The sequence below is a fragment of the Polaromonas sp. YR568 genome, assembly GCF_943369415.1.
GTDB lineage: Bacteria > Pseudomonadota > Gammaproteobacteria > Burkholderiales > Burkholderiaceae_C > Polaromonas.
Genome location: NZ_CALRNF020000001.1, coordinates 32,194 through 45,039, shown reverse-complemented (window position 1 = coordinate 45,039; position 12,846 = coordinate 32,194). Strand labels below are relative to the sequence as shown.

The 12,846-nt window shown below is 64.2% G+C and carries 17 protein-coding genes; 8 read left to right on the top strand and 9 right to left on the bottom strand.

All coding sequences use genetic code 11. The annotated features are described in order from the left end of the window. The first annotated feature begins 28 nt into the window (after window positions 1-28). From folE to ACLV74_RS00205, 6 genes are all read left to right on the top strand, one after another. The gene (folE, locus tag ACLV74_RS00230; RefSeq protein ID WP_411877350.1) at window positions 29-751 is read left to right on the top strand and encodes a GTP cyclohydrolase I; all 723 of its coding nucleotides are present in this window, start codon (window positions 29-31) and stop codon (window positions 749-751) included. A gap of 2 nt (window positions 752-753) precedes the next feature. Then, complete coding sequence (locus ACLV74_RS00225; RefSeq protein WP_411877349.1) at window positions 754-1,176, top strand: BLUF domain-containing protein; 423 nt, start codon at window positions 754-756, stop codon at window positions 1,174-1,176. A 167-nt stretch (window positions 1,177-1,343) separates the two neighbouring features. Beyond that, entirely contained in the window at window positions 1,344-2,225 is an 882-nt protein-coding gene (locus ACLV74_RS00220; protein WP_411877348.1) for an EamA family transporter, read from the top strand. Between the two features lie 15 nt (window positions 2,226-2,240). Beyond that, window positions 2,241-3,065 carry a DUF429 domain-containing protein gene (locus tag ACLV74_RS00215; RefSeq protein ID WP_411877347.1) on the top strand — a complete coding sequence of 275 codons (825 nt, stop codon included), beginning with the start codon at window positions 2,241-2,243 and terminating at the stop codon, window positions 3,063-3,065. Between the two features lie 79 nt (window positions 3,066-3,144). Beyond that, window positions 3,145-3,666: a thermonuclease family protein gene (locus ACLV74_RS00210; RefSeq protein WP_411877346.1), complete on the top strand. Its 522-nt coding sequence runs from the start codon at window positions 3,145-3,147 to the stop codon at window positions 3,664-3,666. Window positions 3,667-3,828: 162 nt separating this feature from the next. Further along, window positions 3,829-4,335, top strand: a complete 507-nt coding sequence (locus ACLV74_RS00205; RefSeq protein WP_411877345.1) for a BON domain-containing protein — start codon at window positions 3,829-3,831, stop codon at window positions 4,333-4,335. A gap of 189 nt (window positions 4,336-4,524) precedes the next feature. On the opposite strand, the gene ACLV74_RS00200 is transcribed toward ACLV74_RS00205, so the two are convergent. From ACLV74_RS00200 to ACLV74_RS00170, 7 genes are all read right to left on the bottom strand, one after another. Beyond that, window positions 4,525-4,839 carry a BON domain-containing protein gene (locus ACLV74_RS00200; RefSeq protein ID WP_411877344.1) on the bottom strand — a complete coding sequence of 105 codons (315 nt, stop codon included), beginning with the start codon at window positions 4,837-4,839 and terminating at the stop codon, window positions 4,525-4,527. A 95-nt stretch (window positions 4,840-4,934) separates the two neighbouring features. After that, window positions 4,935-5,495, bottom strand: a complete 561-nt coding sequence (locus ACLV74_RS00195; RefSeq protein ID WP_411877343.1) for a bacterioferritin — start codon at window positions 5,493-5,495, stop codon at window positions 4,935-4,937. After that, window positions 5,492-5,944 (bottom strand): hypothetical protein, encoded by a 453-nt coding sequence (locus ACLV74_RS00190; RefSeq protein WP_411877342.1) that lies wholly within the window; start codon window positions 5,942-5,944, stop codon window positions 5,492-5,494. The genes ACLV74_RS00195 and ACLV74_RS00190 overlap by 4 nt, the downstream gene beginning before the upstream one ends. A 23-nt stretch (window positions 5,945-5,967) precedes the next feature. Continuing rightward, window positions 5,968-6,333, bottom strand: coding sequence for a hypothetical protein (locus tag ACLV74_RS00185; protein ID WP_411877341.1), 366 nt, complete (start codon window positions 6,331-6,333; stop codon window positions 5,968-5,970). 46 nt (window positions 6,334-6,379) lie between these two features. Then, entirely contained in the window at window positions 6,380-6,763 is a 384-nt protein-coding gene (locus ACLV74_RS00180; RefSeq protein ID WP_411877340.1) for a hypothetical protein, read from the bottom strand. Window positions 6,764-6,882: 119 nt separating this feature from the next. Beyond that, the gene (locus tag ACLV74_RS00175) at window positions 6,883-7,047 is read right to left on the bottom strand and encodes a DUF1328 domain-containing protein (RefSeq protein WP_007867921.1); all 165 of its coding nucleotides are present in this window, start codon (window positions 7,045-7,047) and stop codon (window positions 6,883-6,885) included. Window positions 7,048-7,238: 191 nt separating this feature from the next. Further along, entirely contained in the window at window positions 7,239-8,555 is a 1,317-nt protein-coding gene (locus ACLV74_RS00170) for a CHASE3 domain-containing protein (RefSeq protein ID WP_411877572.1), read from the bottom strand. 156 nt (window positions 8,556-8,711) lie between these two features. Between ACLV74_RS00170 and ACLV74_RS00165 the strand changes: the two genes are divergently transcribed. After that, on the top strand, window positions 8,712-9,344 hold the full coding sequence (locus ACLV74_RS00165; RefSeq protein WP_007867910.1) for a response regulator transcription factor: 633 nt from the start codon (window positions 8,712-8,714) through the stop codon (window positions 9,342-9,344). A gap of 2 nt (window positions 9,345-9,346) precedes the next feature. Here ACLV74_RS00165 and ACLV74_RS00160 read toward each other — a convergent pair whose 3' ends face one another. Next, a complete protein-coding gene (locus ACLV74_RS00160; protein ID WP_411877339.1) occupies window positions 9,347-9,727 on the bottom strand; it encodes a response regulator in 381 nt (126 codons plus the stop codon). Between the two features lie 325 nt (window positions 9,728-10,052). On the opposite strand from ACLV74_RS00160, the gene ACLV74_RS00155 reads away from it, so the two are divergent. Further along, a complete protein-coding gene (locus tag ACLV74_RS00155) occupies window positions 10,053-12,065 on the top strand; it encodes an AsmA family protein (protein ID WP_411877338.1) in 2,013 nt (670 codons plus the stop codon). Between the two features lie 6 nt (window positions 12,066-12,071). On the opposite strand, the gene ACLV74_RS00150 is transcribed toward ACLV74_RS00155, so the two are convergent. Next, the gene (locus ACLV74_RS00150; protein ID WP_411877337.1) at window positions 12,072-12,827 is read right to left on the bottom strand and encodes a HesA/MoeB/ThiF family protein; all 756 of its coding nucleotides are present in this window, start codon (window positions 12,825-12,827) and stop codon (window positions 12,072-12,074) included. Window positions 12,828-12,846 lie beyond the last annotated feature (19 nt).

Below are 12,846 nucleotides of genomic sequence, written 5' to 3'. Positions count from 1 at the left end.
CCGGGAGGGCGGGCTGGTAATATCTGGCATGCTTATGAAATCCGACACGCCCCCCCAGGACGCGACAGACGAGGGTACGCCCGTTTCCGTCAAGATTCGCGAACGGCTGGCCCTGGCACGCAAGCGCTTTCACGCCAATGACAACATCGCCCAGTTCATCCAGCCTGGAGAACTCGAAAAGCTGCTGGACGAAGTCGAGGTCAAGATGCAGGGTGTGCTCGACAGCCTGGTCATAGACACCGCCGGCGACCACAACACCAACAACACGGCGCGGCGCGTGGCCAAGATGTACCTCAACGAGGTTTTCAAGGGCCGATATGTGGCCCCGCCCACCATCACCGAATTCCCCAACGCCGAGCACCTCAACGAGCTGATGATCGTCGGGCCCATCACCGTGCGCAGCGCCTGCTCGCACCACTTCTGCCCGGTCATAGGCCGGATCTGGATAGGCGTGCTGCCCAACGAGCACACCAACGTGATCGGCTTGTCCAAATACGCGCGCCTGGCCGAATGGGTCATGGGCCGCCCGCAAATCCAGGAAGAGGCCGTGGTGCAACTGGCCGACCTCATCATGGAAAAGACCCAGCCCGACGGCCTGGCCATCGTGATGGAGGCCAGCCACTACTGCATGGCCTGGCGCGGCGTCAAGGACATGGACAGCAAGATGATCAACTCGGTCATGCGCGGCGTGTTCCTCAAGGATTCGACATTGCGCCGCGAATTCCTCGCACTGATTCCGCAAAAGGGCTAACCATGTTGGTACGTTTACTTTACGCAAGCCGCGCCGTCGACACCAGCCCGGAGGCCATCGAGGGCATCCTGTCGCAGTCGCGCCAGCACAACCCGGCCACCGGCATCACCGGCATCCTCTGTTACGGCGGCGGCATCTTCCTTCAGGCTATCGAAGGCGGGCGCACGGCGGTCAGCGACCTGTTCGGCCATATCCAGCACGACGCCCGCCACAAGGACGTGGTGCTGCTGCACTTCGAGGAAATCTCCGAGCGGCGTTTCGGCGGCTGGACCATGGGGCAGGTCAACCTCTCCAAGCTCAACCACTCCATCCTGCTGAAGTACTCCGAAAAAGCCGAGCTCGACCCGTATTCCGTCTCCGGCAAGGTCTCGTACGCGCTGCTCGAAGACCTGATGGCCACCGCCTCCATCTGCGGGCGCGTCTGAACATTTTGCCCCCCACGCTCCGCCGCTGCGAGCCTGCGGCAGTCGCTGCCCCTGGCTTCGAGGAGGAGGGGCGCTGCGCCTGCGGCCCGGCGAAGCCGGTTCCGCGGCCCTGGCTGGTAAGGAAACGCTTCATGCTGCACTGCAGCCTTGTTGTGTTGGCTTGACGGGTGCCCCTTTCCGCCCTTGCCTTGATTGTTCTTGCCGGCCTGATTCACGCCAGCTGGAACATTGCCGCCAAAAAGGCGGGAGGGGATGCCCGCTTTGCCTTTTTCACCAGCGTGATGATGATGTTCATCTGGGCGCCGGTTGGCCTGTGGGCCAGTTGGGGGGTGTTGCCACAGTGGGGCTGGACCGAATGGACCCTTGTCACGGTCAGCGGTGTGCTGCACGTGCTGTATTACGTGGTTCTGCTGCGCGGCTACCGAAAAGCCGATCTGACCGTGGTTTACCCGCTGGCGCGCGGCTCCGGGCCCCTGCTCTCCTCGCTGGTAGCCATCACCTTGTTGGGCGAGCAGATTTCCGCCGTGGGCGTGGCCGGCATTGCCGGTGTGGTGGGCGGCGTGTTCCTGATTGCGGGCGGGCCCGGCCTGCTGAGTGCGGCGCATGACCCGGCACAGCGCCGCCGCGTGCACAAAGGCATGGCTTACGGCCTGCTCACAGGCGCCTTCATTGCCAGCTACACCGTGGTGGATGGGTACGGCGTGAGGTTCTTGCTGATGTCGCCCATCCTGGTTGATTACCTGGGAAATTTTGTGCGGGTAGCTGTGCTCGCGCCTGCTGTGCTGCGTGACCGGCCAGCCGCAGCCGCGCTGTGGCGCCGGCAGTGGAAGTACGCGCTGATGGTCGGCGCCATCAGCCCGGTCTCCTATGTGCTGGTGCTGTATGCCATGCAGGTGGCACCGCTGTCGCATGTGGCGCCGGCGCGTGAAGTTTCCATGCTGTTTGCCGCGCTGATCGGCGGGCATTTGCTCGGTGAAGGCGACCGCCTGCAGCGGCTGCTGGGCGCTGTCCTGATTGCCGCGGGTGTGATGGCACTGGCGCTGGGCTGACAGCAAAATACCGCCATGCCGCTTGAGACGCCTTTACTGATTGGATGTGATTTTTCCAGCGCTCCAACGCGCAGGAAGCCCATTGTCCTGGCCTGTGGGACCCGCGTAAACGAACGCGTCCAGCTCACGAAACTGGAGCGCCTCGAATCGCTGGATGCTTTTGAGGCCTGGCTGCAGCAGACTACCGGCTGGCTGGGCGCTTTCGATTTTCCGTTCGGCCTGCCGCGCGAACTGGTGGAGCATCTCGGCTGGCCCCTTGCCTGGCCCGCACTGATGGCGCATTACGCCGTACTGAGCCGCGCCGACATCCGGCAAGCCTTTGCCGCGTTTTGCGATGCGCGCCCCGCCGGGCGGAAATTCGCCCATCGCGCGGCCGACGGCCCGGCCGGCTCCAGCCCCTCGATGAAATGGGTCAACCCCCCGGTGGCCTACATGCTGCATGCCGGCGTGCCGCGGCTGCTGGCGGCCGGCGTGCACCTGCCTGGCCTGCATGACGGCGACACCCGCCGCGTCGCGCTGGAAGGTTACCCCGGGTTGCTTGCACGCGAGGTGCTCGGCAGCCGCTCATACAAGAGCGACGACAAGGCCAAACAGACGCCGGAGCGGCTGATTGCGCGCAAGGACCTGATCACCGCGCTGGAGAACGGGCAAACCCGGCTGGGGTTGCGCCTCAAGGTCAGCCACGCCCAGCGCGACGCGCTGGCCGACGACGCCAGCGGCGACAGCCTGGACGCCGTGCTGTGCCTGATGCAGGCGGCCTGGGCAATGCAGCAAGGCGCGCCGCGTTATGGCCTGCCGCTGGAGATGGATGCGCTGGAAGGCTGGATCATCACGGCCTGAGATTCCGCGGGGGAGCGTGCGCAGTGCTGTCTATTTGTCCAGTATATTCAGAGCCCTTGCCTGCCGCAGAGGGGTCTCAATGTTTTCCTGTTTACGCGTATTCGCGCTGGCCGCACTGGCGGGCGCGTGGCTCCCGGCCCAGGCATCGCCGCCGGCCAAGCGCTCATTGCCCGCCTGGTCCGGCGTGGTCACCTATGTGGTCGATGGCGACACCGTCCGGGTCAGGCCGCCAGGCGGCGGCAAGCCCGTCAATGTTCGCATCGAAGGCATAGATGCGCCGGAAATCTGCCAGGCCGGCGGCACCGCCTCCCGCGACGCGCTCATGCGCAGGGTGCTGGGCCAGCGCGTGGCGGTGCACGGCCGGCGCCATGACGATTACGGCCGCCTGCTTGCGGTAGTCACGCTCCGGGGCGAGGACACGGGGCTTTGGATGGTGAGGCAGGGTTTGGCGTGGTCTTATCGCCACCGCGCCAATGCAGGCCCTTACGCCGTGGAGCAGCGGCGTGCCCGGGCGGCGGGGCTGGGGATTTTTTCACCATCCAGCGGCGCGCCACCGGTGTATCCCGCGCAGTTTCGCCGGCAGCACGGCAGTTGCTATTAACGGCCCAGCGCGGGCCCTGTCCCTTGTCCTACGGCTGTTTCAGCCGTTGGCGCTGTGCAGTGCCGATGTGGCTGGCTAGAGTGGATGTGCGCGAATTTCACTTCGCCATCCATAGCGCCTGACCTGCATGCCGGGCTTTCGCACAATCACCAAGGAGCCATCATGATCCCAACCCTTTCCAATCCTGTGCGGCCAGGCCAGGCCTTCCGGCCGCTGGCAGTCCTGAGCGCGCTGTCCCTGGCACTGGTGCTGACAGCCTGCAACAAACAGGACGACGGAAAAACCGCCGGCCAGCAGCTCGACTCGGCCATTGCCAAAACCGAAGAGGCAGCCGCCCAGGCGAAAGCCAAAGCCGCCAGCGAAATGGCCAGCGCCGGCACCGCAATGAAAAACGCGACCCAAAGCGCTGAAGCCTCCGGCAAGGACATGGCCGCCAAAGCAGGTGAAAAAATCGACGACCTGACGATCACCACGACCGTGACGGCCGGCTTGGCCAAAGATCCCGACCTGAGCGCGCTCAAGATCAACGTGGATACCCGCAACGGCGCGGTAACCCTCAACGGCTCCGCGCCCACGGAAGCCGCCCGCGAAAAAGCCACCAGCCTCGCCAAGGCGGTCAAGGGCGTCAATTCAGTAGACAACAAGCTGGTGATCAAGGCCGCAAGTTAAACGCCGAACTGCGCCGGATGGCCAGGTGCCGTCCCGTTCGCCGCCCGGTTTCCTGACGGAAGCGGGCGGCGTTTCTTTTTGCCTCGCTCCCGCACCTGATAAAGCCCGGACGTAGAAAAGGCAGGCCATGGAAATCCCATGCCTGCCTTTTCCGGCCGCCTTGCGGCTGCCGGGGCTTGTCAGAGCCGCTTAAGGACGAACGACGATGTCGTTGCGAACGGCTTTCACGTTCTTCGTGTTGCGGGCAATGTTTTCAGCCTGGGCTTTTTCCGCGCTGGATTTGGCGAAGCCGGACAGCTGGACCGTGCCGTTGAGCGTTTCCACCTTGATGGAAGTTGCTGCCACGGTTTTGTCTTCAACGAACTTGGCCTTCACGGAAGTCGTGATGGCGGCGTCGTCGACGTATTCACCGGCGGTGGATTGACCACGCCCGACAGCGCAGCCGGTGCTGATGATGGTGATGCCTGCCAGGGCGGCGAATGCAATTGCGCGAGCGTATTTCATATTGTTTTCCTCTTTGGGTTGATGTCAATGGTTTAGTGCAAGGTTTAAAAAGCCTGCCGGTGGGCGGCACCACGCCCACCGGCCTGCGGTAACGGTTATTTGTCCAGCCAGTCTTTAAGCTCGTCTGCGTGCTCTTCCTCATCGGCGAGAACGTCTTCCAGCAGGCGCCGCGTCGTGGGGTCCTTGTCGCCGATCAGCGCGATCATCTGGCGGTAGGTTTCCACCGCGATGCGTTCGGCGACGAGGTTCACGCGCACCATGGTCTTCAGGTCTGTGGACTCGTCGTAGTCGGCATGGCTGCGCTGCAGCAATGTGTCCGGCGAAAAATCGGGCTCACCGCCCAGTTGGACGATGCGACGGGCAATGCGGTCGGCATGGCCCGATTCTTCATTGGCATGCACCAGGAATTCATCCGCGATGGCCGGCGACGACAGGCCGCTGGCCGTGAAATAGTGGCGCTTGTAGCGCAGCACGCAGACCAGCTCGGTCGCCAGCGCGTCGTTGAGCAGCTTGACGATGGCGTCGCGGTGCGGGCCGTAGGCCGGCGTGATGGCGCCGTCGGCAAGACTCTTGCGCGCCGCGTCCAGGCCGGTTTCGTCGAGCACCAGCCCGCCGGTATCGGCCTGGGGTGGTTTGGAAATCACGGGGTTGTTCATCGTGTTCTCTGTGTTTGTTGGGGTTGTTCGGTGTCTTGCGGGGGGCGCGAGAGCATGGACAGCAGGGCGCCGGAAATTTCCGACGACTTGAACGTGGCCAGCAGCACGCTGCCCAGCGATACCAGCCGCCAGGGCTTGAGTACGACAGCCGCGGCACCCGCCAAGGCGGCGATGCCCAGCAGCTGCAGTGGTTTTTCCTCGGCGTATCTGCCGATCATCGGCCGGGCCAGGCTGAACGCCACGCTCACCGGATGGTGGTGCCACCAGGCGCCTATGGCCTGCCTGAAGATGCCCCAGGTCCCGCCGCTCCCGGTGTGCGCCGCATCGTCTTGCCCGGTGCCTTCCTGCGTCTCCTCGTCGTGCGATTGCTCGCGGCTCATGTGCCTGACGATGGCCTTGCGGCTGTTCGCCAGTCTTTCCTGCGGCGTGGGAGCGGTAAGGGTTGCCATGGCGGTCTCGGTCAATGCGGGGCTCACGCGGCCATGCGCAAGGCGCGGGCGTCGCTGTCGATCTGGGCTTTCAACTCGGGAAAGCGCTCGCTTGCGGACGGCTTGCGCGCACGCAGCACGGCAACGACCACAATGGCCAGCGCAATGCCGGGTACCGCGACCAGCGCCCAATGGAACTGGTTCTGCAGCATGCCCAGCATCACGGCCGTTCCCGCCAGACTCAGGAATATCGCCGCCGCAACCACGGCCACAACCCAGGCCACGGCGCGCGCGACCAGGTCGGTGCCCGCGTTCGAAGCCTCTTCCTGGAACAGCGCGGCATACGCCGACAGGTGGTCCACGACCAGGTCAGGCCGCTGCACGATGGTGGAGAAGAGGGGATGGATCATGGGGCGCGATGGTCTCGGTGTCGGCAATTCGGGCGGTAGCGGCGGATCAGTAGCGGTTCTGGCTGCGGTTGCGTGCCGAGGCAATCAGCAGCGCGACACCGGCACCGACGGCCGCGGCGATCAGCACCGAGCGCAGGGGCTGGTCGGCAACATAGCGCGAAGTGGCGGCCGACGCGTTGGTCAGCGAACGCTGTGCGCGCTCCTTGGCTTCTGCCGCGAGGTCCAGGCTCTGGCGCGCCAGGTGCTGGGCCTTGGAGGCCAGCATGTCGACCACGGGGTCGACGCTGCCGCGCAGGTCGCGCACTTTGTTCTCGGCCTTGTCGAGCGCGTTGTTGGCATAGCTGCGCGTGCTGTCAACGGCTTTTTCGGCGGTCTGCAGCAACTCATCGGAAGTTTGGCGTGCGGTGTTGGCGGCGGTCTGGGTGTTCATGGTCGGGTCCTTGGTGAGTTGAGGGAATGGAAGAAAGGAAAGAGGAGGGAGGGAAAACAAAAGCCGGGTCACCGGGTGACGCGGCTCATGCAGAAGGCTCCGGCGAAAACGCTGGGCCGTCAGTTCTTGCGCAACAGGCTGATCACGAAACTCACCACCGCCATCACGGCAAAGATGAAAAACAGGATCTTGGCGATCTCGACGGCCCCGGCTGCAATGCCGCCGAAACCGAACACGGCGGCAATCAGTGCGATCACCAGAAAAACGACGGAATAGTGCAACATCTTGGGCTCCTTGCTCTGTGGCGTTGGCGGCCTTGCTTCGCTTGAAGCGGCCTTGTGCCAAGCTTAGTGAGTGCCCCTGATTTACCTCATCGGCTGCCAGCGTGTGCCTGTGTCAGTTCGCGCGGCCATGCCCTGTAGGAGGGGGCCGACACCTTGTTGCGCGGCGCTGCCGCGCCGGCCTCACGCTGAGGTCAAAGCGTCTTGGGCAGCACTGCGGAGATCAGTGTGCCTTCGCCTTCGGTGCTGGTGACGGTGAGGCGCCCGCCTGCCGCCTCCACGCGATGCCGCATGCCGGCCAAGCCGTGGCTGCCCGCGCCCACGCTGCCGACCTTGAAGCCCTTGCCGTTGTCCTTGACTTCCACGGTGATGTAGCCGTCGAAGTTGTGCAGGCTGATCTCCGCCTGTTCGGCTTCGGCGTATTTGCCGATGTTGGTCAGCGACTCCTGCACCAGGCGATAGACGGTCAGCTGCGCGGAACCGCCGAGCTCGACGGTTTCAAGGTCGGTGGTGATGGAAAGTCCCGAACGCTCCTCGAACTCGCGCGCCAGGATTTCCAGCGAGGCCACGAGACCCAGGTGCGACAGCGACGAGGGCCGCAGGTCTTCCACGATGCGGCGCTTGAGCGCGATGCCGCTGTTGAGCGTATTGGTCAAGTGCGCCAGCCGTTCGGCGGCTTCCGGCAGGTTGCCCGCCAGCCGCGACTTCAGGCGGGCCACGTCGAGTTTGGCCGCCGTCAGCAGCGCGCCCAGTTCGTCGTGCAGTTCGCGCGCCAGATGGCCGCGCTCGTCTTCACGTACGTTTTGCAGGTGAGTGGCCAGCTCGGCCAGGTTGGCGGTCCGCTCGCGCACCTGCACCTCGAGGAAGTCGCGCTCGCGCTGCAGGGACTCCTGCTCGCGCCGGCCGGAGGCCAGCAGCGCCTTGGTCTGCAGCAGGTACATGTAGAAGGCCAGCAGGCCGGCGAGCGCCATGGCGGCCACGCCGATGCGCGACAGCTGGAGCGTCCTGCGGATCTGTTCCTGCCCCTGTTCCATTTTGCTGACGCTGCTGGCGGCCAGCTTCGCGGACTGCTCGCGGATGGCCTCCATGTGCTCCTTGCCCACGTCGGTGGTCAGTACGAACTTCCAGGCCTCCTCATTGCCTTCTTTGCGCATGCGAACGCTCAGGTCCATTTCGGCCAGCTTGCGCGAGACGTGCCGCGACATCAGCGCGAATTCGGCGAGCTGCTCCGGGTAGGGCGTGAACAGCTGGCGCAGTGCGTCCAGGTTGGAGCCGATGTCGCCCAGGGCCGTGTTGTAGGGCTCCAGGTAGCGCCCGTCGCCCGTCAGCAGGTAGCCGCGCTGGCCGGTTTCCGCGTCCAGCATGTGCTGCAGCAGTTTATTGATGGCGCCGCGGGTCACCTGGGCCTCTTCAATGTTGGCGGCCGCCTCGGTAGACTTGCGGAAACTCGCCTCATTGATGAAGATGAGGAAGGCGGCAGCCAGCACTGCCAAGGGCAGGCTGATGGCCATTCTGGGTATCGCAAATGGTTTCACGGCAAACTCCGTTTGGTACTTCGGTGAAGAATTCGTCAATAATGGATGCTGAAAATTAGAGCAGGCGCCGGTTCAAGGCGCCTCTTTTCACAGCATTGCCCGCTTGTGCAGGCTTTATAGAAAGACAGCGACATGATCAAAATCGGAATTGTGGACGACCACGCCATTGTGCGTTCGGGGCTCAAGCAGTTTTTCTCGGATCAGGTGGACTTGCGCGTCGTCGGCGAAGCCGGCAGCGGCCGCGAAGCCATCGACCTGGTCCGCAACGTGGAGCTCGACATCCTGGTCATGGACCTGTCCATGCCCGGCCAGAGCGGCATCGACGCGCTGGCCATGATCCGCGCCAAGGCGCCCGACGTCGGCATCCTGATCCTGAGCGGCTACCCCGAGGAGCACTACGCGGTCAACCTGATTCGCCAGGGCGCCAGCGGCTACCTCAACAAGGAATGCGACCCGTCCGAAATCGTCGACGCGATCCGCGTGATCTCGCTGGGCAAGCGCTACATCACCCCGGCGGTGGCGGAGCTGCTCGCGCAGCAGCTGAACCGGCCCAATGACGTGGCTTCGCACGAACAGTTGTCGGAGCGGGAGTTCCAGGTGTTCCTGAAGCTGGCCAAGGGCGAGACAGCCGGCGACATCGCCAAGGCCTTGTCCCTGAGCGTGAAGACGGTGAGCACCTACCGCACGCGCGTGATGGAAAAGATGAGCCTTTCCTCCAACAGCGACCTGACCTACTACGCGCTCAAGAACAAGCTGATCGACTGAGTTCAATCGAAGGCGACGCTCTGCTGGATGCAATAGTCCACCAGGGCGTCGATTTCATTGGATTTGTCGAACACCGCATCGACGCCCAACTGGGCGCAACGCTGGCGAATGTCTGCCGTGGCGTAGTTGCTCAGCACCACCACTTTCTGCCGGGCCGGGCGATCCCTGCAGGCGGCCAGCACCCCCAGGCCGCTTCCCTGTTTCAAAAACAGGTCAACAATCGCCAGATCCCAATCCTCGCTGTTCTCGGTCAACCAGGCTTTGCCTTCGTTTTCGGTTTCAGCGGTGCCTACGGCATCAATGCGTGCTAATTCCTCAAGTGTCCCGATCAGGTTTTCACGAATGGTGGGATTGTCTTCTACGATGTACGTTTTCAGTCTCACTGCTCAGGTCCAGGTAGGAGGCGCGCGGCTTTCGAAGTATTACGAAAGGCCCAATAGTGCGAGTGTCTCTTGTTTCCTAATGTATCTTTTCATTAAAGTTCATTCTGCCAGCGGCTAAGGCCAGTCCTTGTAGGATGACTCCTACGGCGGCGCAGGATGTGCGCCTCAGCCACACTTTCGCTGACTGTAGGCACATGCTCACAGCGTGTCATGGCGCCTGCCGACTGTCGCGTCGGCTGATTCAGCAGATAGTGGAACATACGGCGAAGCTGCTTCAGTCTGCTTCAGTGCCGCCCGCAATGCAGACAACACGAACAGCCCACTCATGAACAACACACAGTCCCGCCCGGTCCTTTTGCGGCGATGGCTTATCGGCATAGCCGCGGTCCTGGTTGTGCTGGTCGTGGTGGTGGTGTTTTTCCCGTGGGACATGCTTCGCGGCCCCATCAACCGCTATGTCTCGGACCAGCTCGGCAGGCGCTTTGAAATCACGCAGCACCTTTCAGTGCGCCTGGGGCGGACCACCACGGTCAGGGCCGACGGCGTGGAATTCGCCAACCCCGAGTGGGCCAGCAAGCCCTATCTGGTCAAGGCCGCCGCCGCCGAATTCGACATCAAGCTGTTCCCGCTTCTGGTGGGGAAGGTGGAATTGCCCCGCATCGCACTCACGGCACCGGAGATCGGTCTGCAGATGGAGCCCGACGGCCGCCGGACGTGGGCCCTCTCGCGCGACACTTCCGATGAAGGCGCGATTCCCCGCATCGATGCGCTGTTGATCGACGGCGGCAGCGTGGACTACCAGGCGGCGGCGCAAGGCGCGAACATCCATGTCGATTTTTCGCTGGCCCAGGAGACGGCCGGCCAACTGCCGCTGAGCTACAAAGCTACGGGCAAATGGAAAAACGATGCCTTCAGCGCGAACGGACGCACCGGCGGCGTGTTGCAACTGAGTAAGGACATCGAGGCGCCCTTCCCGATTGAGGTGAATGCGGTCGCCGGAAAAACCAGCCTCAAGGCCAAAGGCACCATTGCCAATCTCGCGAACCTCGCAGGGGTGGATGCCAGCTTCGACCTGCAGGGCCGCAACCTGGAAGAGCTCTACAAGCTGCTGGGCGTGGTGATGCCCTCCACGCCGCCCTACAAGCTGCGCGGCAAGCTGGCCAAACACGGCGAGGTCTGGGCCGCCACCCAGATCCAGGGCACCCTGGGCAGTTCCGACATCAGCGGCGCGCTCAGTTTCGACCAGTCGGCGGCGGTGCCGCTGTTGACCGGCAAGGTTCAGTCCAAAGTGCTGGATTTCGCCGATCTGGCGCCGGTGATAGGGTTGCCTCCGCCGGCCGGGCCCACGCCCGTGAATGCAGTGGCTGCCAAGACCGAATCCGTGCCCGCACCGGCGAAAGTCACCAAAACCGGCGCATCGTCGCGCAAGGTGCTGCCCGTCGCCACACTCGACGTCACCCGGCTCAAAGCCATGAACGCCGACGTCGTGTATTCCGCGGCCGACATCCGGCACGTGCAAGTGCTGCCGCTGGACAAGGGCAGCGTCCACGTCAAGCTGACCGGCGGCGTGCTGCAGCTGGAGCCGATATCGCTGGGCATTGCGGGCGGCACGGTGGCCGGCAGCATACGCATTGACGCCAACCTGGTGCCGGCCGGCTTCAGCACGCGGCTCGATGTGCGCGCCGTGCAGCTCAACCAGCTTTTCCCGGCGGTGGAAACCACCAAGAGCAGCCTGGGCAAGATCAGCGGCCAGTTCGACCTCAAGGGGCGCGGCAATTCGCTGGCGCAGATGCTGGGCACTTCTTCGGGCGACGTCGCCGTGCTGATGGGCAAGGGCGAGATGAGCAACATCCTGCTCGAGTTCATGGGGCTGGACGGCGGCGAGGTCATCAAATTCCTGGTGCGCGGCGACCGCAACGTGCGGCTGCGCTGCGCGGCCGCCGCCTTCGAGGTCAAGCAGGGCCTGATGACGACCAAGACCATCGTGCTGGACACCACGGACACGGTGATCAACGGGCGCGGGACCATCAACCTGGCCGATGAAACGCTGGACCTGATCCTGGACCCGGCGCCCAAGGACCGGAGCATCCTGAGCCTGAGGTCACCGCTGAAAATCGGCGGCACCTTTGCCTCGCCGTCCGCCGGGCCCGACAAGGGGGCGCTGGCCGGGCGGGCCGGTATCGCACTGGCGCTCGCTGTGGTCAATCCGCTGCTGGCGCTGGCCGCCACCATTGAGACCGGACCGGGCCAGGACGAAAACTGCAAGGCCATCCTGGCCAAGGCCACGAACTCCAGCGCCGGCTCGCGCATTCCCGCGGCGGCCGTTTCCCTCAAATAAACTGGCTTAGCGGTGGGCGCTGCCGCACACCGCGCAAGCGGGGTTGCGCACCAGCTTCATTTCGCTCCACCCCATGCGCTTGCCGTCCAGCATCAGCAGGCGCCCGGTGAGCACCTCACCCACACCGCAAATCAGCTTCAAGGCCTCGGCAGCCTGCGTGCTGCCGACGATGCCAACCAGCGGCGCAAACACGCCCATGGTGGCGCACAGGGCCTCCTCCAGCAGTTCCGACTCGGGGAACACGCAGGCGTAGCAGGGTGACTGCTCATCGCCCGCGTCGAAGACGGCGACCTGGCCGTCAAAACGGATGGCGGCGCCCGACACCAGCGGCTTGCGGTGTTTCACGCAGGCGCGGTTGATGGCGTGGCGGGTGGTGAAGTTGTCGGTGCAGTCGAGCACCAGGTCGGCTTCACTGACGAGACGGTCCAGCAGCGCGCCTTCGGCCCGCTGCGTGACGGGCGTGACCTGGACGTCGGGGTTGATCGCCGCAATGGCCTGGCGGGCGGATTCCGCCTTGAATTCACCGACACGCCCCAGCGTGTGGGCGATTTGCCGCTGCAGGTTGGTGGCATCGACCCGGTCGTGGTCGGCGAGGGTGATGTGGCCGACACCGGCGCTGCCCAGGTAAAGCGCCACCGGCGAGCCCAGCCCGCCGGCCCCGACGATCAGCACACGTGCCTTGAGGAGTTTGTCCTGGCCTTCGATGCCGATTTCGTCGAGCAGGATGTGCCGGGAGTAGCGGAGCAGCTGGTCGTCGGTCATAGGAAGGAAGAAGGGCTGC